A 20,240-nucleotide genomic window follows, 5' to 3' on the forward strand; every position below is an offset into this window, starting at 1 on the left:
CGGCTTCGGTGGGGGCCGGTGCGGCCCCCACCTGGTCAGCCGGCGGCCATCTCGGCCAGGGCGCGCACCGACTTCCAGTTCCGGGTGGTGGCCACCACGCCGAGCTTCTTCTCCAGGTACGCGTTGGTGAACTTCGACCGCCCGTAGCCACCGTCGGGGAAGTGCAGGTAGACCTCCCGGCCGGTCACCGTGAACGCCACGTTCTCGCCGCCGGGCACGGTCAGCGCGTCCACCGTGGACGTTTTCGGGGCGGTGGCGAGGAAGGCCACCAGCAGCCTCGTCGGATCGTTCTCCCGGTCGGCGTACGGGTTGCCGCCGGCCACCGCCGCCAGCTCCCGGCCGCTGCGCACCAGCACCGGCACGGTCAACCCCAGCTCGTCGGCGAGCGTCCGCTCGATCCCGGCGGCCAGCTTCTCGGCATCCCGCACGGTGCTGCCGAAGGCCACGTTGCCGCTCTGCAGGTACGTCCTCACGTCCTCGTGCCCGAGGTCGCTGACGATCCGGCGCAGGTCCGCCATCGCAAGCCGGGTGGTACCGACGTTGACCCCGCGCAGCAGAGCGACATACCGACTCATGCGGTCCTCCCCCTCCCCTCTCCCTCTCCCTCTCTCTCGTCCGTCGATCTAGGGATTATCGTCGTTGTTGGAGATCAACTGGCGACGATAATCCCTAGATCGACGGAGGATGCTCACTCCACGACGGGCAGCACGACCTCGTTGCGGCGCAGGAACCACGGCTTCCACGGCGGGTCGAACCGGGCGTACCGGATGGCGTCGGTGGGTTGCAGCCCGGCGGCGGTGACCGACCGGCCGAGCAGGGTGGCCCGTTGGCTGAACGCCTGCTCCGTCCACCGCCCGGAGAAACGCATCGCCGCCGCCAGTTGCGCCGGAATCTCGCGGATCCGCACCCGGGCGTCCACCGGCTCGGGCAGGGTGGCGGCGGTGAAGGTGGCCGGCATGACGAACTGGATCAGGTACGCGCCCGGCCACTCACCCTCCACCTGCACCACCGGCGCGGTCATCGCGATCTTCTCCGAGCCGCCGGCCGCGGACATCGCGGGTGCGGCCGAACCGATCGGGTGTCGGGCCCGGTTGGCCCCCCCGATGTACGCGACCAGCGGCCGGAACGCCTCGATCGGCGCTCGGGTGAACGACGCCTGGATCTGCATCTCGGCCACCAGGTGGGCCGGGTAACGACGCAATTCGAAGCCGGGGTGTCGAGACACCACCCGGTACGGCTGCTGTTCGGTCATCGCGCGCTCCCAGTGATCTACTGGGACAGACGCTACCGCCCATCCGGCCCGCGCTCGACAGAAGTCGTCTCCTGCTGCCCGGGCGTGACGGCGCGTCCGTTCAGCCGCCAGTACTGCCGCTTCTCCTCGTCGCGCAGCACCACCCCGAGCAGGCTCAACTCCCGGCGCAGTTCCCGGGCGTCATCGTGGCGATCCTTCCGGACCGCCCGCTCGCGGGCCTGCAGCAGGGCGTCCGCCCCGGCGGGCAGGCCGGGCAGCTTGGGCACCCACAGCCGGTACGCCGACCGGTGCGGGTCGTCGTCCGCCCAGCCCCAGCCGTGTGTGCGGAACGCCGCAGCGAGTTGGGTGGCGGGTAGGTCCGTCGACTCCCGGACCAGCTCCGCGCCGTCGCCGTCGAGCAGCACCAGGTGCCCGTCGGCGAGGAAGACCACCCGGGCGTCGACCCGTGCGACGGTGCGGTGCTGGTCGGAGCGGCGCAGCCGGACCTGCGCCGCGTCGACGGTGACGATCAGTCGTTCGGCGGTGCCGATCCCGGCGATGACCAGGCCGGCCAGGATGCCCACCGCGATCGTGCCGGCGGTGGCCTGCGGCTCGGGCAGTCGGTCCAGCCATTGGATCAGGTCTCCGAACGGCATCCAGGGCAGCCGCGCGAGCCAGCCCGTCGTCGCCGCGAGGAGCCATCCGGCGCCCGCGCCGAGCAGCGGGAAGCCGCCCCACATGATCACCATCTCCACGGGCCCACCGCTGACCACGGTGCGCGGACTGTTGCCGGCGACATCCATGGTCAGGACACTTCCCGGCGGAGCGTCCGCACCAGGCCGGCAACCAGCGGGAGGACCATCCAGACCAGCAGGGACACCGCCATCCGCCCCCACTGCTCGCCGGTGATGGTGTCGCTGCTGAACAACGGTTCCATGGTCCGGCTCGTGTCCAGCCATCTGGCCGGGCCGTTCAGGGGCCGGATCAACTCGCCGAGCACTCCCCAGATGGTGGGCAGCAGCAGGTAGCCGACGATGGCCAACGGCGGGTTGAGTAGCAGCAGACCGAAGGCGGCACCCATCAGCACGCTGGTGACCTGGAGGATCGCCGCGTTCAGGATCAGCGACGCGTCGATCTGCCAGGTGCCCGCGCCGCCGGTGGCGGACGCCAGCGCCGTCCCGGCGGCGGCGACAGCCAGGCTGGCCAGCACCGAGGCGAGCGAGGTGAGCACCACGGCGATCAGCTTCGCGGCCAGCACCCGCTCCCGGCGGGGCACCAGGGCGTACGTGGTGAGGGCGGTGCGCTGGGACCACTCGCTGGTGATCGACAGAATGCCGAGCACCGGCAGCAGCACCCCGACCGGCAGCAGCGAGGGGGTGAAGAAGTTGACGAAGGTCTGCTCGGCATCCTCCGCGTAGATCAACTGGATGGTGACGATCGCGGCGGCGACCAGACCGATGATGATCAGCAGCCAGCGGCCGGCCCGGGTGTCGACGAGCTTGCGCAGCTCCACGACGGTGAGCCGAAGCAGTGACGGGCGGCGTACCGGGATGTGCTGTCGGGGCGCGACGGCGCCGACGGCGGGCGCGGTGGTGGTGGTGGTCATCGGACGGCCTCCTTGGTGGATTCGCCGGCGGTCAGGGTGAGGAAGAGCTGTTCGAGGCCGCCACCGTCGGCGGGGCGCAACTCGGCGAGCGCGACGCCGGCATCGGCGGCGGCCTGGCCGACCGCCTCGGCGTCGGCCTGCACCAGCAGGCCGTCGGCGCTGTCGGCGGCGGTCAGGTTGGCCGCGTCCAACGCCCGGCGCAGCGCCGCGCCGTCGCGGGCCCGGACCATCGTTCCGCCAGCAGCCAGCAGCTCGTTCTTGTCGCCCTGGGCCACGATCCGGCCGCCCCCGATCACCACCAGCCGATCCGCGACCGCCTCCACCTCGCGCAGCAGATGGGAGGAGAGCAGCACGGTGCCGCCCCGGTCGGCGAAGTCGCGCAGCAGCCCGCGCATCCAGAAGATCCCCTCCGGGTCCAGGCCGTTCGCAGGCTCGTCGAGGATCAGCACCCGGGGGTCACCGAGCAGCGCCTGCGCCAGGCCGAGCCGCTGACGCATGCCCAACGAGTACGCCTTCACCCGCCGCTTGGCGGCCACCGCGTTCAACCCGACCAGGTCGAGCTTCGCGGCGACCTCCCTCCGGTCCAACCCCATGGTGTACGCGGACAGCGTCAACGCCTCGCGGCCGGTGCGCCCGGCGTGCTGCGCGGAGGCGTCCAGCAGCACCCCGACCTCCCGCCCCGGGTTGGGCAGGTCCCGATAGGGGTGCCCGGAGACGGTGGCGCGGCCTGCGGTTGGTGCGGTGAGCCCACAGATCATCCGCATGGTGGTGGACTTGCCGGCGCCGTTGGGGCCGAGGAAGCCGGTGACGGTGCCCGGCGCGCACTGGAACGACACGTCGTCCACGGCCGGGTGTGGCCCGTATCGCTTGGTGAGGTTCTCCACGGTGATCATGTGGTCGAGCCTGCCCGCGCCGCCCGGCCATCCGCTGCGGCCACCGGTCGGCCCCGCACCGACCTTGGTCGACGACTGGGTCTCGACTTTGGTAGCTGGTCGTGGCGCCGGTCGGCTGCCTAGCATGGCGTGGTGACCAGCCTCGCCGTACCGGAACACCCCTGGCTGCTGCCAGGGGAGCTGGTGGTGCCGGCCGAGCCTGAGCGTGCGCGTCCGCGCCGCACCACCCGCGACTGGGTGGTGGACAGCCTGGCGTTCCTGCTCGGGCTGCTCTGGGTGCTGTTCGCCACCGCGGACGCCCTGTCGCCCGACCCGGAGTCGGCGGTCCCGCTTCCGCATGACTGGATGGTCGGCGCGGACGCACTGGTCGGGCTGGTCTGCTGCGGGCTGCTCTGGCTGCGGCGGCGGTGGCCGCTCGGGTTGGCAGTGGCCACCCTGCCGTTGAGCCTGTTCTCGATGGCGGCCGCCATCCCGCTGGGGATCTTCTACTTCACCGTGGTGGTGCACCGGCGCACCGCCGTCGCGGTGGCGGTGACCGGGGCCGGTCTCCTCACCAACCTGGTCTTCAGCTGGACTCGTCCGGATCCGACCATGCCGTACTGGGTCACCGTGAGCTGGGGCGTGGTGATCACGCTGGCGGTGCTGGCCTGGGGGATGTTCGTCCGGGCCCGGCGACAGTTGATCGTGTCGCTGCGGGAGCGGGCCGAACGTGCCGAGGCGGAGCAGCAGCTGCGTGTCACCCAGGCTCGCCACCTCGAACGCACCCGGATCGCCCGGGAGATGCACGACGTGCTGGCCCACCGGATCTCGCTGCTCAGCCTGCACGCCGGCGCGCTGGAGTTCCGCCCGGACGCGCCCCCGGACGAGGTGGCCCGAGCGGCCGGAGTGATCCGGGGCAGCGCGCACGCTGCCCTTCAGGACCTGCGAGAGGTGATCGGGGTGCTCCGCGCCGAGGGCGACAACGACCGCGACGCCCCCGAACCACCGCAGCCCACCCTCGCCGACCTGCCGGCCCTGATCGCCGAGTCGCGGTCGGCCGGGGTGCGGGTGAACGTCAGCGACAGCGTCGCCAGCCCGGGGGAGGTGCCGGCTGCCCTGGGCCGGGCCGCGTACCGGATCGTGCAGGAGGGGCTGACCAATGCCCGCAAGCACGCGGCGGGCGCGGCGGTCACCGTGGACGTGGCCGGTGGGCCGGGCAACGGGCTGACCGTGGCGATCGGCAACCGGTTGCCGGTCGGTACGCCGGTCGGCGGCACACTGCCGGGCGCCGGCACCGGCCTGGTGGGCATCAGCGAACGCGTCACGCTGGCCGGCGGTCGGCTCGCCTACGGTCGGGACGACACCGGCGACTTCCGACTGGCCGCCTGGCTGCCGTGGTCGGCGTGACGGGGCCTTCCGGCGTGGCCGGGCCTGAACCGGCCGTGCCGCCGGTGCGCGTGCTGATCGTGGACGACGACGCGCTGGTCCGGGCCGGGCTCTCGATGATCCTCGGCGGCCTGGCGGACCTGACCGTGGTCGGTGAGGCGGCCGACGGGGGCGAGGTGCCGGCCGCCGTCGCCGCGTTCGCCCCGGACGTGGTGTTGATGGACATCCGGATGCCACGGGTGGACGGGCTGACCGCCACCGAGGCGCTGCGAGCGCGGCCGCACCCGCCCGAGGTGCTGGTGCTGACCACCTTCGACGCTGACGACCAGGTGCTCCGGGCGTTACGCGCCGGGGCGGCCGGCTTCCTGCTCAAGGACACCCCGCCGGCGGAGATCGTGCGCGCCGTGCGTCGGGTGGCCGCCGGGGAGGCGACGCTCTCCCCGACGGTGACCCGGACGCTGATCGCCCACGTGACCGCCGGCACCCCCGGCCCGGCCGGCCCCGACCCGCGCCGGGAGCGGGCGCTGCGGCTGCTCACCGGGCTCAGTGAGCGGGAGCGGCAGGTGGCGGTGGCGCTGGGGCGGGGCCACACCAACGCGGAGATCGCGGGGGAGTTGTTCATGAGCGTGGCGACGGTGAAGGCGTACGTCTCCCGGCTGCTGACCCGGCTCGACCTGAACAACCGGGTCCAGGTGGCCCTGCTCGTGCACGACGCCGGCCTCGTCTGACTGGAGGCCGCGCCGTCGACGGGTTGCGCGTGCTGTCGCCGGAGGATCTGCTACCGCGTACCAGATTTGAACTTTCGTCCGGTACCGGCCGTACCAATGGCCGAGGATGTCGGTGCGGTAGGTCCGCCGTACCGCTGCCGAACTGCGGGAGGCCTGCCGTGCGCGTTGGTGAGCAGTCGACGGATCCCATCGACCAGGTACTGGGTGAGGTGCCAATGCCGGCACCGCTGACCCCGGAGGACGTCCGGCTCGCGGTCCGGGCGGTGGTCGTGCACACCGCCGAGGAGTGGCCCACCGGGCCGCTGTGCCGCAACGACGGTGCCTCCTACCCGTGCCGCCTGCACCGGTGGGGGCGGCGGGTCCTGGAGACACACGGGCTCAACGAACGGCAGATCGAGGCGTTGATCCGGCACGGCAACCCGTTCGTGCATGTGCCCTTCCCGTTCACGGCGACCGGTCCGTCGCGGCAGCAGGCCGCACGGGTCGTCCCACCGGGGGCACGACCCACCGCTGCTGGCCGGCCGGTGACTCCCCCCGTCACCGCGCCGCGCTGGCCCCGGGCGAGCTGAGCGCGATACCCTTCCGCCCCACCCGACCCGGGGCGACACGACGTCGGCCCGGCGCGGAGATTCCCCCTCCGCGTTGGGCCGACGTCGCTCTGACCGGCCGACTCAGTCTTTGCCGGCCCCGATTCCGCAGTCCGGCGCGGACCAGCTCGTCGTGTTCGAGCTGCCGTCGCTGTTGTTCTCCCGACGCGAGTCGACGTGCACGTGGTCGTCGTGGTCGGGGTAACCCGGCCCGTAGATCCCGCTGAAGCCGTTGTTGCGGGCGCTGCGGGCGACCTGGCACAGGGACGACGTCCGCGAGGTGACGTCGGCCGCGTTGCCGTACAGGTGCTGGCTGTCGGACGCGCCGCCCACCCGGTTGTTGCAGGCGCGGCTGCGGAACCCGCTGGACACGTTGAGCGGCTTGTCGCCGAGGCTCTTGCGCAGCGCCTCCAGCTTCCACATGGTGCGCAGCGCGTTCTGCTTGGTCTGGGCCGCCGACAGTGGGCCGCCGCTCCACCCGCTCCCGCCGCACCCGTTGTCCAGTTCGTTGTAGCTGAAATGCGCGGGCGTGCAGTCGTTGTCCTGGAGTTGGTACAGCTTGGCGTAGGTCTGCGGGCCGGCGATGCCGTCGGCGCTCAGCCCGTACGCCTGCTGGAAGCGCTTGACCGCGGCGGCGGTCTTCGGTCCGTAGATGCCGTCGTTCTCGACAATGTCCCGATTGCCGGCCCAACCAGCGACCCGGATCTGCAACTGGCGGACGTCGTCGCCCGAGCGTCCCTGGGACAGGTTGCGGTTCCAGGTGTAGCAGCCGTCCGCGTGCGCGGCTGGTGCGGCGATCACCGTGGCGATTGCTGCCCCGGGCAGCGCCAGGGCGAATGCGACGGCAGCTCGCTTCAAGGTGTTTACGCGCACAGAAGTCCTCCCGATAGGAGAGTGAATGGGGTGGCTTCAGGACATCGACCGAGACGTCCCGTGATTTCCACCCTCGCACTCATCAGTGCGGTTGGCGGCAATAAACGAGAATTGTCCTCACGATTGGGCGTCCTTGGGTATTGCCTGGGAATTCGGCTGATTTGTGAAACAGCCATTTACCCCCGATCACCCCGACGACGGGCAACCACACCGAACGTCGCAATCGGTCACACCGAGGGTGATGCTCCTCGGCCATGGGCGGCCGGTAACGTCAGCCTCGGGCGGCGGACTGGCGGAGGTGCACGTGGCACGCGGTGGCGTCTTCTGTATCGAGGGCCAGTGGCACCGGGACCTCAACGAGCGGGGCTCCGTGTTGCCCACCCTGGAGCTGCTGGAGCGGCTGGGCAAGATCCGTTTCATCCACAAGGACGCGGCCACCCGCGACGAGCTGTTCTACTTCCTGGACCGCTGGCTGCTCAAGCAGTACGCCGACCACCGGGTCGGCTTCTTCGCCATGCACGGCGAGCCGAGCCGGCTCTGCCTCACCGACTGGCAGTCCGTGGAGTTGAACGAGGTGGCCGAGTTGATGGCCGGCCGCTGCGAGGGACGCCGACTCTATTTCGGCAGCTGCTCGGTGCTGCGCGCCTCGGACGCGGTGCTGCGCGAGTTCCTGGAGGTCACCGGAGCCGCGCTGATCTGCGGTTTCACCCGGGAAGTCGACTGGGTCGAATCGGCCGCCTTCGAAACCGTGCTGCTCGACGTGCTGGCCAACGGTCAGCGGCACAATGCCGCGGAACTGCGGATGGGCTCGGCGCACTGGGCGCCGCTCGCCTCGTACCTCGGTTTCCGGGTGATCTACGCCAACGGCCGGGCCTGGCGCCCCGCCGGTCGGCCCCGGGTGCCGGCTCAGGCGGTGCACCGCGCGGCCCGGCCCGGCTGACCCGCGGCCGCCCTGGTAGGAAAGAGTGATGGCGCGCAGCATCGCGAAGAACACCCGGGTCGACCGGGACAACCTGCTCGACTTCCTCCGGCCGCGACACCGCGTCGTGCTGATGACCACCCGGGCGGACGGTCGCCCCCAGTCCTCCCCGGTCTCCGCCGGCGTGGACGGCCAGGGCCGGCTGGTCGTCTCCACCTACCCGGAGCGGGCCAAGGTGACCAACATTCGCCGCGACCCGCGGGTCTCGGCCTGTGTGCTCTCCGACGACTGGGACGGGCCCTGGGTGCAGATCGACGGCACCGCCGAGGTGCTCGACCTGCCCGAGGCGCTGGAGCCGCTGGTCGAGTACTTCCGCAGCATCTCCGGCGAGCACCCGGACTGGGATGACTACCGGGCGGCGATGGTTCGTCAGGGCAAGTCGCTGATCCGGGTCACCATCGACGCCTGGGGCCCGATCGCCACCGGAGGCTTTCCCGCCCGGCTCGCCGACTGACGGTTGGCGCGTGGCCCCTGGGGAGCGATTGGCTTGCTGTCGAGTTGCCCCAGATATGGGGCGCGGCCGGCGACAGCGCCGCGGAAGGGTGGTCAGTACGCGGCGGTGAACCGCGCGTTCTGGTGCCGCGGCTGCTCGATCTCGTCGACGATCGCCACCGCCAGGTCCTCGTACGTCAACACCGAACGGCCCTGGTCGTCGGTGACCGGCTGGTCGGTGCCGGTGCGGTAGTGCCCGGTGCGCTCGCCGGGGTGGAACTCCAGCGGAGGCGGCGACACGTAGGTCCAGCTCACCCCATCGGCGGCGGTGCGGTAGTAGTCCAGGGCGTCAGCCTGGCCCAGCGCCGAGTCCCGATACTGTTCCGGGAAGTCCGGCTCGTCCAGGAAGCGGATGCCACGCGGGGTGAGCAGGGTCGACCCGCCGCCCAGGTGGATGATCCGCGGCGCCGCCGGCATCCCGCGCAGCGTGGTCACCAGGTTCTCCGCCGCGTCCCGCCACAGCTCGCGCCCGCCGCCGCCGATCGCCACGACCAGCGCGTCCGCGTCCGGCGCCAGCTCCCGGACGCTCTTCTCGCTGGTCGCGTCGCCGGTGACCGTCCGCACCCCGGCCGGCAGGTACGAGGTGGCCTCCGGGCGGCGGACGGCGGCGATCACCCGGTGCCCCCGGTCGACCGCCTCGGCGGTGATCCGCGACCCGGCGGTGCCGCCCGCGCCAAACACGACGATGGTGCTCACCAGCCCAGGCTAGGGACTGGGCCAGCCGCCCGCCGGTGGAACGACGATCCCGTCAGTCGACCAGGGCGGCGTAGACGAGTTGGCGCAGCTGGGAGCGCAGCGGGTACGTGCTCGACGGCATCAGCTGGGTGAACAGGAGCGCGGTGACCTCCTCGGCCGGGTCCACCCAGAACGCGGTGCTGGCCACCCCACCCCAGTAGTACTCGCCGACGCTGCTCGGCACCCGGCTGGGGATCGGGTCGTCGACCACCGCGAAGCCGAGGCCGAAGCCGATCCCGTCCAGGGTCGTCTCGGCGAAGCCGCCGGTGGACAGAGTGCCCAGGTCCTGACCTCCAGGCAGGTGGTTGCGGGCCATGAACCGCACCGTGCGCGGCCCGAGCAGCCGAACCCCGTCCAACTCGCCGCCGCGCAGCAGCAACTGGGTGAAGCGGTGGTAGTCAGCGGCGCTGGAGATCAGACCGCCACCGCCGGACAGCAGGGCGGGCTTGCGGAATGCGAGCGCCCCGAGACTGTCGTAACGGACGGCCCGGCCGCTGCGCGGGTCCGGTACGTAGAGCGCGGCCAGCCGCTCGGCCTCGTCGCCGTCCACCCACCAACGGGTGTCGGTCATGCCCAGCGGGCCGAAGATCCGGTCGGCGAAGAACGCGTCGAGGCTCTGCCCGGAGACCACCTCGACCAGCCGGCCGAGCACGTCGGTGGCGACCGAGTAGCCCCAGGCGGAGCCGGGCTGGAACAGCAGCGGCAGCTCGCCGAAGGCCGCGCAGGCGCTCGCCAGGTCGACGTCCGCCGGCGGGTACAGGTCGTAGCCGGCGGCTCGGTAGAGGCCGTCGACGACCGAGGTCTGCATGAAGCCGTACGTCAGGCCGGCGGTGTGGGTGAGCAGGTGCCAGACCCGGATCGGCTCGATCGCCGGCACGGTGTACGGCTTGAGCGCCGACCCCTTGGAGTAGACCCGCAGGTCGGCGAACTCCGGCAGCCAGCGGCTGATCTCGTCGGTCAGCTCGAACCGGCCCTCTTCCCACAGCATCATCGCCGCGACCGAGGTGACCGGCTTGGTCATCGAGTAGATCCGCCAGAGCGTGTCGGCCTCGACCGGTGCGCCCGACTCCCGGTCCCGCAGCCCGTACGTCGAGGAGTGCGCCACCTCGCCGCGACGGGTGACCACCACCTGCCAGCCAGCCAGCCTGCCGTCGTCGACGTACCGGCCGAAGTGCTCGTCGATCCGCGCCAACCGCGCCGGGTCGAAACCGATCTGATCCGGGTCCTTGCTCCGAGCCACACTCACGTCGCCGAACCTACTCGGCGGTACGCCCGTACCGGAAGGGGGCCGCCACCAGCCGCACCGGCTGTGGGCTGTCGGCGGCGCCCACTAGCCTGGCCGAATGCCGGAGTTGACCGAGGACGTGACCTTTCGCAACGACGACTGGTACGGCGAGGAGTTGACCGACCGGCACTACGTGGGTTGCGAGTTCTTCGACGTGGACCTGACCGAGGCGGTGAGCCGAGGGGCGGTCTTCACCGGATGCACGTTCGGCAACGTTCTGTTCAACGCCTCCCGGCACGTCGATTCCGCCTTCACCCGCTGCGTCTTTCGGCGGTGCAACTTCTTCGAGGCCGAGTTCACCGGGTGCAAGCTGGTCGGCAGCACCTTCGTCGACTGCGACCTGCGTCCGTTGACGGTGGACGGCGGTGACTGGTCCTTCGCCGCTCTGCCCGGCGCCGACCTGCGGGGCGTCCGGCTGACCGGGGTGCGGATGCGCGAGGTGGACCTGACCAGGGCCAATCTCACCGGCGCTACGGTCACGGGTGTCGATCTCTCCGGCGCGCAGTTGCTCAACGTCCGGCTTGGCGGCGCCGACCTGCGCGGCAGCGATCTGACCGCGCTCGACCCGACGGCTGTCGAGCGGGCCGGCGCCATCGTCGACCTCGAGCAGGCCGTGGTCATCGCGCAGTTGCTCGGCTTCCGGATCGGCTGACGGGAGAAGCGTTTCCGGTCCATCGAAGTCCCCGTCCGAGCATGCCGAGCTGTCCGATGCCGTCCGGTTGCGGGCTGGACACATCAGGCAGTCCGGATCTAGCGTGTCGTCCACGTCGGTGCAGACACACGACCCACAGTGGACGGTGCGATCCGCGGCGATCGATGACGGCCGGGCGGCGGAGTTGGAGGAGTCGGTGGCGGACGAAGACCGCACGCGCTCTGATTCGGGTGCTGGGGACGCGCCGCCGGACGGACCGGCGAGGCGCGGTCCGCGTGCCGTCACCGCCGGGCAGACCCGCACCGCGCTGCGCCGGGTCGCCCGTGCCCGGCAGCGGCGACGTTGGGCGGTGGAGGGGGTCGTCGTCCTCGTCTGCCTGGTCGCGTTGATCTCGTACGTCAGCAGCCGGTCCGATCCCGATTCCGACGGCCACCAGGCCGGTCCGGGCGGCGTGCCGGCCGGGGTCGCCCGTTCCACCGGTCTCCCGGCTGTCGACGGGCGCACCGGCGAGGCCGGGCCGGCGTTGCCCGGCCTGCGTCCGCGTCAGCGCCCACCCTCGCCTGAACCCACTCCGTCGGCCAGCGCACCCGCCCCGCCGCCGGTGTCGCCCGAGTCGTCGCCGGTGTTGTCGGTGAGCCGGGGGGAGATGCCCGCCGAGGTCGACCTGACCGCCGTGGGCACCCGGGACTGGATGCACTGGGGGGAGCATGGCGGCAACTCGACGGTCCGCAAGCGCTCCGGTTCCGGGGAGATCATCGACGGGGGTGGCGCCGGGACCCGGGTCGGTTGGGACGGCAACCAGGAATACGTCCGCTGGTCCGACGGCTCGCCGGATCGGTCGACGAACGGCAGCTCCAACGGCATCTACACCTGCGGTGCCGGCAACGGGTTCACCCTCGCTGTCGCCGGCAGCGGTGAGCCACGCACGGTTCAGCTCTACGGCGGCATCTGGATGGCCCGGGGGCGCCTGAAGGCGCGGCTGTCCACCGGTGGGCCCGCCAGCACCGCGGTGCTGGAGGATCCGTACAACAGTCAGAGCGCCCAGTTCACCATCCGGTTCACGCTGCCGAAGGGTGCCCGACTGCTGCTGACCTGGACCGTCGAGAAGACCTTCACCCCGCACTGCGGCAACGTCGGCCTCCAGGCCGTGGCGGTGCGCTGACCGGCCGATCGCTGTGTGATCGCACAGCGGGACAGTTTGTCCGTCGCACACGGTCGAGGAAGTCGTAACTTTCTGCTGTCCCCATCCGACCATCCAGTGTGGAGGCAGCGGAGATGAGTAGCAGTACTGCCCACCGCGTCCATGGCGCAGCTTCGTCCGGTGCCGGTGAGGCGTCCGGGGAGGTGCTCCGCGACATCCCCCTGCCGCCGTACGTGACAGGCGAGGACACCCAGTTCGCGGTCCGGGCGGTGGTGGTGCACGCGCCCCGGCGCTGGTCAGGGGGAGTGGTCTGCCGCAACGACGCCAGTCCGCACCCGTGTCGCCTGCACCGCTGGGGCACCCGGGTGCTGGCGCTGCGTGGCCTGCGGGCCGCTGAGATCGCCGCGCTCATCGAGCGCGGTGACCCGACGGCGGTGGTCCCCCCACCGGACCGTCCGGCCTGAGCGCGCGTCCGGCCGGGAGGCGCACCTGCGCCTCCCGGCCGCCGTTCAGCAGGTGATCGGCTTGACCCACGAGCACTCGACGCCCTCCGGGGTGCGAGGCGTCTCCGGCACCGCCGGCGGTGCCACCCGTGCCGCCCTCGCACCGCCCTCGCGGTATCCGGCCAGCGCCACAGCGATTTGGTCCTCCAACGACTTGACCGACGCGGTCAGGTAGTTGTTCAGCAGGATGGAGAACGCCAACAGCCGGCCGTCGGCGGTGGTGACGTAGCCGGAGAGCCCGGAGACACCGGTCAGACTGCCGGTCTTCGCGTGCACGTTGCCCGCCGCCGGAGTGCCGGCCATCCGGCTGCGCAGGGTCCCGCCGACGAACCGCTCGGGTTGCCCGGCGATCGGCAACGCCGCGTACCAGGTGGCGAACCACGGTTCGGCGCGGACGGTGCTCAGCAGGTCGACGAACTCCGTCGCGGGGACCAGATTGCGCCGGGACAGCCCTGAGCCGTCGCGTTGGCGCAGCTTTCCGGTGTCCATTCCGGTGTCGGCCACGTACTCGCTGATCGCGGTCAGTCCGGCCGTCCAGGTGCCCGAGCCGGTGAGCACCCGCCCGATCTCCTTGGTCAACACCTCGGCATGGCCGTTGTTGGAGAGCTTGAGGAACGGCGTCATCAGATCACCCAGGCTCATCGAGTTGTGCCGCGCCACCGGCTGGGCCGCCTCCGGGGTGGGCTGGCCGAGCACGGTCCGGCCGAGCACCCGGACGCCGTGCCGGTGCAGCGCCGCCCGGAACACGTCAGCCGCGTAGCCGGTGGGCTCCCAGACGGTCACCCAGTCGCTGGCGGGCCCGTCGCCGACGGCGATCTGGCCGGTCACCACGACGGTGTTGCTGCCGTGTTCGCGTTCGATCGAGATCGAGGTCTCACCCTCGGTGACCGTCTCGGCGCGGTTGTCGATGCGGACGTACCCGGTGGGTGGAATGGTGCTGACCACCGGCGGTGCGCCGACCCGGCTGGCCGGGGCGGCCTGCACGATCACGGTGCCCGCGTCATAGTCGGTGTCCGGGGCTACGGTCAGCGCGGAGACCTGGGCGGCGTAGTAGTAGGGCTCGTCGTCCCAGGTCCAGTCGGGGCCGAGTCGGGTGCGGTCGTAGCGGGTGTCGTCGGCGACCAGATCGCCGGTGATCACCCGGATGCCGTCGGCGGCGACCTGCGCGGCGAGCGCGTCGTAGTCGGCGGCGAGCATGGTGGGGTCACCTCCACCGCGGAGATAGAGGTTGCCGGATTGCAGGCCCGCGCGACGCTTACCGGTGGCTCGTACGTCGGTGGTGAAGCGGTGCCCCGGGCCGAGCAGCTCGAGGGCCGCCGTCGAGGTCAGCAGCTTGGTGTTGGAGGCGGGGATCAGCCGACGGTCACCGTTGCGGTCGTAGAGCGTCTGGCCTGTGCTGGTGTCGACCACGACCACCGACGCCTGCGCGCCGGCAAGCCGGGTGTCGGCGAGAATCGTGTCGATGGTGGCGTGCAGTCGGGTCGTCGCGGGGGTGGGCGACTCGGCCGTGGCACCGGGCGCGCCGGCGGTGGCCGCGGTGGCGACCAGCGCGAGCAGCGCGAGGGCCCGGGGAAAGTGACGGCGATGCATGCGCTGATGCTGCCACGAAGGTATTCGCCGGAAAAGGGGCCCAGGCGAAAGTTTCTGCCACCTGGCTACGTCGGCGGTGCGGGTCCGCGCAGTGCACTTCCGCCCGGGCGGGCGGCTGGACGTGCACACCGACCAGGACCGCTGGACCACCCGGGCCGGCAGCGTGGCGTCCTCGACCGGCTACCCATGTTCGAGAGGATCACACCCGACGGGGTGGTCTGGGCGGACGGGCGGTTCGTGCCGGCGGACGTGATCCTCGCCGACGAGCGGGTTCACCTGGTCGGGTACGGCCCCTCGGCCAGCACGATCGGAGCCAACCGGGCCGACCGCGCGGCGGTCAACGATATTCGCGCCTGGCTGGCCCCCGCCGCCGCTCTCGACTGACCCGGCTCTATTTGACGGATGGTCCGCCAGCGGGCACGGTGGGTATGACGGGGCCGTCAGCTGCCCCGATCCGATGCGACGGCGACGACCGTTCGCCCCTCCTGCCGCCTCTCACGTTTGCTCGTACGCGGGCCGACTGTCCGGTCTGCGCGATATCCGACCGCGAGCCGAGAATCCACGAGGAGTTCCGCCAATGCTCACCATGACCGACAACGCCGTGCTCGTCATTCGTGACCTCGCCAACCAGCAGGACGTCGCCCAGGACGGCGGAGTGCGCATCGCCGCCGACACCGAGGCCGGCTCGCTGACCGTGGAGTTGGTGCCCGAGCCGGTGCAGGGCGACCGTGTGGTCGACAACCAGGGTGCCCGGATCTTCCTGGACGAGGACGCCGCTGAGTTGCTCGGTGACGCGTCGGTGGACGCCACCGTCGACGACGAGGGCATCATCCAGTTCGGCTTCACCGAGCGGCAGTAGGCGAGGCTCAGCCCGCTCGGCGGCTCATGCCGCCGCGCGGTCGTCCCCGTTGCGGTGGGTCCGGCCTCGGCCGCCACTCGGGGGCGGCGTCACCGCTCGGTCGAAACAGCGTGGTCAGCACGTGCGCCAGGTGGTGCGAGGTGCTCCACGCCGCCCAGTTGGCGGCCGAGCCGGCACCGGCGCCCCTGCGAGCCCGGCGCAGCAGCTCATGGTCGCCCCAGGAGAAGGCCGCGCCGGAGCTCGGCCAGTGCGGCGCCGAGACCAGCGTGCGACACAGGTCGGCGACCCGGTCGTCGCCCCTGCCGCCCCGCCGCGCCCAGCGGTAGATCCACCAGCTGCCGTCGTCGGTGTACCGCACGGTGGGCAGTTTGGCGCCGGGGTCACCGGTGCCGGGCACGGCCGGGCGGACGCCGTAGTCGCCGTAGTCGACCCCGGTGTCGGCCAGCCGTTGCCAGAGCTGCCAGTCCCACCGATCGAGCTGGATCGGCTCGTCGGTGGGCAGCCGGGACAGCGTCGGCGGCATCCCGCCCGCCGCGACCGTCACCGACCGCCAGGCGTGCCGGCGCGCCCAGTCCAGCAGGTGGCGTACCCGGGGCTCGGCCGCCCGCACGTCCGCCGGGCAGCACACGTCCCCCGCGTCCACCAGCAGGTCGCACTCCTCGGGGGTGAGGTCGGTCAATCGCCAGATCCGTTCCACGGCGGCGGTGCTCGCGTCCGACCCGGCCCGGTCCTGGCCGGCCCGCAGACGGACCAACGCCCGGCGACCGCACGCGCGCGCCGCTGCGCCGTGCGCGACCAGCCGGTGGTCGCTTTCCGCGAGCCCGATCACCGGCATCAGCGGTACGCCCCACCGGGTCAGTTCCGCCTCCGGGGTGTCGGGCAGAGCGCTGACGTCGACGGCCGGCAGCAGCCCGGGTGGCAGCCGGCGAACAGTGTCGATCGTGGATCGGTTGATCGCGCCGATCTCCAGGATCGGGGCGATCAGGGCGGCCGCTGCGGGGTCGAGGTGGCTCAAGGCATCCAGCTCGCCTCGTCGGCTGGCGAGGATGGGGCGGTAGACCGGTTCCGCCGCCCGGCCCCCGTGGGCGGGCACCATAATTCAATCTAGCCAGGTATGTACATGTGTAAAAGGCTGTCGGGTCGGAATTCGGCTGCTCGGCTGTCCGCTCGGCGACTACCATCCTCCGATGCTCACGCCGGCTCATCGATACCGCTCCGACGACGAGGACAGCGCCCGGTGGATCGGATTCCCGTTCCGCGAGGGTGACATCGTGATCAGCACCCGGTCCAAGAGCGGCACCACCTGGATGCAGATGATCTGCGCGCTCCTGGTGCTGGGCACTCCGGAGTTGCCGGCGCCGCTGACCGTGCTGTCGCCGTGGCTGGACTGGTTGGCCGAGCCGCAGGACGAGGTGTACGACCGGCTCGCCGCGCAGCCACACCGGCGGTTCATCAAGACGCACACCCCGCTGGACGGGGTGCCGCTCGACCCCCGGGTGCACTACGTGGTGGTGGCCCGGCACCCGCTGGACATGGCGGTTTCCCTCTATCACCAGGCCGGCAACCTGGACCGGGTGCGCCTCGCCGAGCTGACCGGTCAGCCCGCTCCGACCGGGCCGCCCCAGGCACGCCAACCGGTGGAGCAGTGGCTGCCGAGGTGGGTCGACCGGGAGGTGGACCCGCGCGCCGAACTGGATTCGCTGCCCGGGGTGCTGGTGCACCTGAGCGACGCCTGGGCCCGCCGGCACGAGCCGAACGTCGAGTTGGTGCACTACGACGACCTGCTGGCCGACCTGGGCGGTGAGATGCGCCGGCTCGCCGGCCGGTGGGGCATCACGGTCTCTCCCGAACGCTGGCCCGAGCTGGTCGAGGCGGCCACCTTCGGTCGGATGCGGGAGCGCGCCGACCGGCTCGCCCCGGACACACTCGGCGTGCTGCGTGACCGTCGGGCGTTCTTCCGCCAGGGCGGCTCGGGGCAGGGGCGCAAGCTGCTCGACACGGCCGCGCAGGCCCGCTACCAGGAGCGCACGGCGACGCTGGCCCCGCCCGACCTGCTCACCTGGCTGCACCGCTAAAAACGCCGCGCCGCGCCGCGCCGCGCCGCGCCGCGCCGATCTTGCAGTTCCGGTCGCCGAGATGTGTGGAATTGCCCCTTACGTCGAGGCAGCAACTGCAAGATCGCGGGGCCTGGCGCGCGGCGTTGCCGCCTACAAGAGCGCACGGCGCCGTTTCGACCGTGGTCGGAACGTCGCCGTGCTCTGGCCGTCTCCCACCACCGCAGCCGTTCGGCGGTACGCCAGCGGGGACCTGGCTCGACCGGCCGTTCGCGCCGGTCAGCGTTGTCGATCCCCGGTCCGCGCAGATCCAAACCTGCCGACCGTGGGGAATTCCACCATCTGCGAGTCCCGGCGTGACGCCTCGTCGAACGGGGTATGAGCGTGGGCATGGAGCATTTCACGATCGCGACTGTCGCCGAAAAGAGTCCGGATTTCCGGCGGGTGCTGTGGACCGGTGAGCACACCCAGCTGGTCATCATGACCATCCCCGCCGATGGGGAGATCGGCGAAGAGGTGCACGAAAACATCGACCAGATCCTGACCTTCGTCAGTGGCGTCGGTGAGGCCCGGGTTGCCGGTGCGAAGCGGAAGGTCGTCGCGGGCGACCTGGTCGTGGTGCCCGCGGGCACCAAGCACAACTTCGTCAACACCGGCCCCAACCCGCTGGTGCTGTACACCGTCTACGGGCCGCCGGAGCACGCCGACAAGGCCGTACACAAGACCAAGGAAGAGGCCGACGCGGCCGAGGCGGCGGGCGAGGACGAGCCACCGACCGAGTGACCATGCCCGCCGCGGTCTGATCCGGGCCGCCGCGGGTACCCGCGGCGGGTGGAGCAGCAGCCGGCGATCTCCGACTACGGGTTTCTCTCGGACTCCCGTTCGGGTGCCCTGGTCGGCAAGGACGGCTCGATCGACTGGTGGTGCCCACACCGGTTCGATGGGGCCTCCGTGTTCGGCCGGCTGCTCGACCCGAGAGCCGGGCACTTCCGGCTGGCCCCGGTCGGTGTCGGCGGCCCGGGGTGCCGGGTGGAGCGCGCGTACCGACCGGACACGCTGGTGCTGCGCACGGTGCACCACACCCCGCACGGCAGCGTGGCGGTCACCGACGCGCTCGCGGCCCAGGTGGGTGCCCGCGCCCACGAGCTGGGCATGAACTCGCCCGCCGTGCTGATCCGGGTTGTCGAGGGATTGTCCGGGCGGGTCCGGATGGCCCTGGACTTCGCGCCCCGGCCGGAGTATGGCCTGCTCACGCCGTACCTGCATGAGCAGCCGGACGGCGGGGTGCTGGCCGGCGCCGGGCCGGTGGTGCTGGTGCTGCACGCCGACGGTCTGCGCCTGCGGGCGGGCATCGACCGGGTGACCCACGAGTTCGAGGTGTCCGCCGGTCAGGTGGTCGGGATGGACGTGGCGTTCGGTGCGGCGTACGGCGACCCACCGGCCCGGCTGGACCCGGTCGCCACGCTCGCCGAGACGGTGCGGGCGTGGGAGGCGTACCGGGAGTCGCATCGGTATTCCGGCCGGTATCCCGATCTCGTCCGACAGAGCGCGACGGTCCTGACCGGACTCACGTACGCCCGCAGCGGCGCGGTGGCCGCGGCGCTGACCACCTCGCTGCCGGAGCGGATCGGCGGCGACCGCAATTACGACTACCGCTACTCCTGGCTGCGGGACTTCTCGTTGACGATGCGCGCGCTCTGGGTGGCGGCCTGCCCCGACGAGGCGTCGCGATTGTTTGCCTGGGCGACCCGGTCCATCGGCCGGATCGGCGACGACCCGGTGCCGGTGCTCTTCGGGCTCGAGGGCGAGCGTGACATCTCTGAGCACCACTGCCGCCTGCGCGGATACCGCGACAGCAGGCCGGTCCGGATCGGTAATGACGCCTGGCTGCAGCGGCAGCTCGACGTGCCGGGTGAGGTGATATCGGCGGTGTGGCAGCTGCGTGACTACCTCGGCGCGACGTTCGAGGGCGAGTTGCAGGAGATGGTGCTCGGGCTGACCGAGCAGGTGGTCGCGACGTGGCAGCTGCCGGACCGGGGTATGTGGGAGACCCGGGGCGAGGAGCGCCACTACCTGTCGTCCAAGGTGATCTGTTGGCAGACGCTGGACCTGGCGGTGGGGCTCGCTGACCGGCTCGGTGAACGGGCCGAACCGCGTCGCTGGGCCGGGGTGCGCGACGAGATCCGCGACGCGGTGCTGCGCGAGGGGTGGAACGACCGGATCGGGGCGTTCACCGGCGCGTTCGGCTCGGCGGAGCTGGACGCCTCGGCGTTGATCCTGCCGGTGGCGCACTTCCTGCCCGCGACCGATCCGCGAATGCGTTCGACCATGGCGATGGTCGAGCGGGAGTTGGGGACCGACGACGGGCTGCTGCGGCGGTGGTCAACGGACCCGGCCGGATTCCTGATGTGCTCGTTCTGGCTGGTGGAGTGCCTGGTCATGGCGGGTGAGTCGCAGCGAGCCGAGGCGCTGTTCGAGCGGGTGGCGGGATACGCCAACGACGTGGGCCTGTTCAGCGAGCAGATCGACCTGCGGACCGGGGACCAGCTCGGCAACACCCCGCAGGCGCTCTCCCACGTCGGGCTGATCAACGCGGCCTGGCGGTTGACCGAGCCGGACAGCTACTGACCGTCGGGGCACCCCACGGACCGCAGGGTCCGCGGGGTG

General features: G+C 71.6%; 23 protein-coding genes. 13 read left to right on the forward strand and 10 right to left on the reverse strand.

Translation table 11 applies throughout. The annotated features are described in order from the left end of the window. Window positions 1-35: 35 nt before the first annotated feature. The 5 genes from OG811_RS16260 to OG811_RS16280 form a co-directional block, all read right to left on the reverse strand. Entirely contained in the window at window positions 36-575 is a 540-nt protein-coding gene (locus tag OG811_RS16260; RefSeq protein WP_406075360.1) for a DUF1697 domain-containing protein, read from the reverse strand. A gap of 113 nt (window positions 576-688) precedes the next feature. Further along, on the reverse strand, window positions 689-1,252 hold the full coding sequence (locus OG811_RS16265) for an SOUL family heme-binding protein (RefSeq protein ID WP_406075361.1): 564 nt from the start codon (window positions 1,250-1,252) through the stop codon (window positions 689-691). A 32-nt stretch (window positions 1,253-1,284) separates the two neighbouring features. Continuing rightward, window positions 1,285-2,034 carry a hypothetical protein gene (locus OG811_RS16270; protein WP_406075363.1) on the reverse strand — a complete coding sequence of 250 codons (750 nt, stop codon included), beginning with the start codon at window positions 2,032-2,034 and terminating at the stop codon, window positions 1,285-1,287. A gap of 2 nt (window positions 2,035-2,036) precedes the next feature. Beyond that, window positions 2,037-2,837, reverse strand: a complete 801-nt coding sequence (locus OG811_RS16275) for an ABC transporter permease (protein WP_406075365.1) — start codon at window positions 2,835-2,837, stop codon at window positions 2,037-2,039. Continuing rightward, window positions 2,834-3,730 (reverse strand): ABC transporter ATP-binding protein, encoded by an 897-nt coding sequence (locus tag OG811_RS16280; RefSeq protein ID WP_406075366.1) that lies wholly within the window; start codon window positions 3,728-3,730, stop codon window positions 2,834-2,836. The genes OG811_RS16275 and OG811_RS16280 overlap by 4 nt, the downstream gene beginning before the upstream one ends. 132 nt (window positions 3,731-3,862) lie before the next feature. Here OG811_RS16280 and OG811_RS16285 point away from each other — a divergent pair, with 132 nt between their 5' ends. The 3 genes from OG811_RS16285 to OG811_RS16295 all read left to right on the forward strand — a co-directional run bounded on the left by OG811_RS16285 (window position 3,863) and on the right by OG811_RS16295 (window position 6,392). Further along, complete coding sequence (locus OG811_RS16285; RefSeq protein WP_406075368.1) at window positions 3,863-5,116, forward strand: sensor histidine kinase; 1,254 nt, start codon at window positions 3,863-3,865, stop codon at window positions 5,114-5,116. Then, window positions 5,095-5,823: a response regulator gene (locus OG811_RS16290; protein WP_406075758.1), complete on the forward strand. Its 729-nt coding sequence runs from the start codon at window positions 5,095-5,097 to the stop codon at window positions 5,821-5,823. Before OG811_RS16285 ends, OG811_RS16290 begins: the two co-directional genes overlap by 22 nt. A gap of 158 nt (window positions 5,824-5,981) precedes the next feature. After that, the gene (locus tag OG811_RS16295; protein WP_406075369.1) at window positions 5,982-6,392 is read left to right on the forward strand and encodes a hypothetical protein; all 411 of its coding nucleotides are present in this window, start codon (window positions 5,982-5,984) and stop codon (window positions 6,390-6,392) included. 102 nt (window positions 6,393-6,494) lie between these two features. On the opposite strand, the gene OG811_RS16300 is transcribed toward OG811_RS16295, so the two are convergent. After that, on the reverse strand, window positions 6,495-7,283 hold the full coding sequence (locus OG811_RS16300) for a D-Ala-D-Ala carboxypeptidase family metallohydrolase (protein WP_406075370.1): 789 nt from the start codon (window positions 7,281-7,283) through the stop codon (window positions 6,495-6,497). A gap of 304 nt (window positions 7,284-7,587) precedes the next feature. Between OG811_RS16300 and OG811_RS16305 the strand changes: the two genes are divergently transcribed. After that, complete coding sequence (locus tag OG811_RS16305; protein WP_406075371.1) at window positions 7,588-8,223, forward strand: DUF6642 family protein; 636 nt, start codon at window positions 7,588-7,590, stop codon at window positions 8,221-8,223. Window positions 8,224-8,251: 28 nt separating this feature from the next. After that, complete coding sequence (locus tag OG811_RS16310) at window positions 8,252-8,716, forward strand: PPOX class F420-dependent oxidoreductase (protein WP_406075373.1); 465 nt, start codon at window positions 8,252-8,254, stop codon at window positions 8,714-8,716. Between the two features lie 92 nt (window positions 8,717-8,808). On the opposite strand, the gene OG811_RS16315 is transcribed toward OG811_RS16310, so the two are convergent. Continuing rightward, window positions 8,809-9,450 carry an NAD(P)-dependent oxidoreductase gene (locus tag OG811_RS16315; RefSeq protein ID WP_406075374.1) on the reverse strand — a complete coding sequence of 214 codons (642 nt, stop codon included), beginning with the start codon at window positions 9,448-9,450 and terminating at the stop codon, window positions 8,809-8,811. 52 nt (window positions 9,451-9,502) lie between these two features. Beyond that, window positions 9,503-10,735 carry a serine hydrolase domain-containing protein gene (locus OG811_RS16320; RefSeq protein WP_406075375.1) on the reverse strand — a complete coding sequence of 411 codons (1,233 nt, stop codon included), beginning with the start codon at window positions 10,733-10,735 and terminating at the stop codon, window positions 9,503-9,505. A gap of 97 nt (window positions 10,736-10,832) precedes the next feature. Between OG811_RS16320 and OG811_RS16325 the strand changes: the two genes are divergently transcribed. From OG811_RS16325 to OG811_RS16335, 3 genes are all read left to right on the forward strand, one after another. Then, complete coding sequence (locus OG811_RS16325; protein WP_406075376.1) at window positions 10,833-11,426, forward strand: pentapeptide repeat-containing protein; 594 nt, start codon at window positions 10,833-10,835, stop codon at window positions 11,424-11,426. A 118-nt stretch (window positions 11,427-11,544) separates the two neighbouring features. After that, window positions 11,545-12,588, forward strand: a complete 1,044-nt coding sequence (locus OG811_RS16330; RefSeq protein ID WP_406075378.1) for a hypothetical protein — start codon at window positions 11,545-11,547, stop codon at window positions 12,586-12,588. A gap of 113 nt (window positions 12,589-12,701) precedes the next feature. Continuing rightward, a complete protein-coding gene (locus OG811_RS16335) occupies window positions 12,702-13,031 on the forward strand; it encodes a hypothetical protein (RefSeq protein WP_406075379.1) in 330 nt (109 codons plus the stop codon). Window positions 13,032-13,076: 45 nt separating this feature from the next. Here the strand turns inward: OG811_RS16335 and dacB are convergent, their stop codons facing one another. Then, window positions 13,077-14,660 (reverse strand): D-alanyl-D-alanine carboxypeptidase/D-alanyl-D-alanine-endopeptidase, encoded by a 1,584-nt coding sequence (dacB, locus tag OG811_RS16340; protein WP_406075381.1) that lies wholly within the window; start codon window positions 14,658-14,660, stop codon window positions 13,077-13,079. Window positions 14,661-14,846: 186 nt separating this feature from the next. Between dacB and OG811_RS16345 the strand changes: the two genes are divergently transcribed. Further along, window positions 14,847-15,044 (forward strand): hypothetical protein, encoded by a 198-nt coding sequence (locus OG811_RS16345; RefSeq protein ID WP_406075382.1) that lies wholly within the window; start codon window positions 14,847-14,849, stop codon window positions 15,042-15,044. A 193-nt stretch (window positions 15,045-15,237) separates the two neighbouring features. Further along, window positions 15,238-15,519, forward strand: a complete 282-nt coding sequence (locus tag OG811_RS16350; RefSeq protein ID WP_406075384.1) for an adhesin — start codon at window positions 15,238-15,240, stop codon at window positions 15,517-15,519. Between the two features lie 7 nt (window positions 15,520-15,526). Here the strand turns inward: OG811_RS16350 and OG811_RS16355 are convergent, their stop codons facing one another. Further along, the gene (locus tag OG811_RS16355) at window positions 15,527-16,615 is read right to left on the reverse strand and encodes a beta family protein (RefSeq protein ID WP_406075386.1); all 1,089 of its coding nucleotides are present in this window, start codon (window positions 16,613-16,615) and stop codon (window positions 15,527-15,529) included. 91 nt (window positions 16,616-16,706) lie between these two features. Between OG811_RS16355 and OG811_RS16360 the strand changes: the two genes are divergently transcribed. From OG811_RS16360 to OG811_RS16370, 3 genes are all read left to right on the forward strand, one after another. Next, the gene (locus OG811_RS16360) at window positions 16,707-17,594 is read left to right on the forward strand and encodes a sulfotransferase domain-containing protein (protein ID WP_406075387.1); all 888 of its coding nucleotides are present in this window, start codon (window positions 16,707-16,709) and stop codon (window positions 17,592-17,594) included. 369 nt (window positions 17,595-17,963) lie between these two features. Next, window positions 17,964-18,356, forward strand: coding sequence for a cupin domain-containing protein (locus tag OG811_RS16365; RefSeq protein ID WP_406075388.1), 393 nt, complete (start codon window positions 17,964-17,966; stop codon window positions 18,354-18,356). Between the two features lie 48 nt (window positions 18,357-18,404). After that, complete coding sequence (locus OG811_RS16370) at window positions 18,405-20,201, forward strand: glycoside hydrolase family 15 protein (protein WP_406075390.1); 1,797 nt, start codon at window positions 18,405-18,407, stop codon at window positions 20,199-20,201. Window positions 20,202-20,240 lie beyond the last annotated feature (39 nt).

It is taken from the genome of Micromonospora sp. NBC_01638, from assembly GCF_045209745.1.
Lineage (GTDB): Bacteria > Actinomycetota > Actinomycetes > Mycobacteriales > Micromonosporaceae > Micromonospora.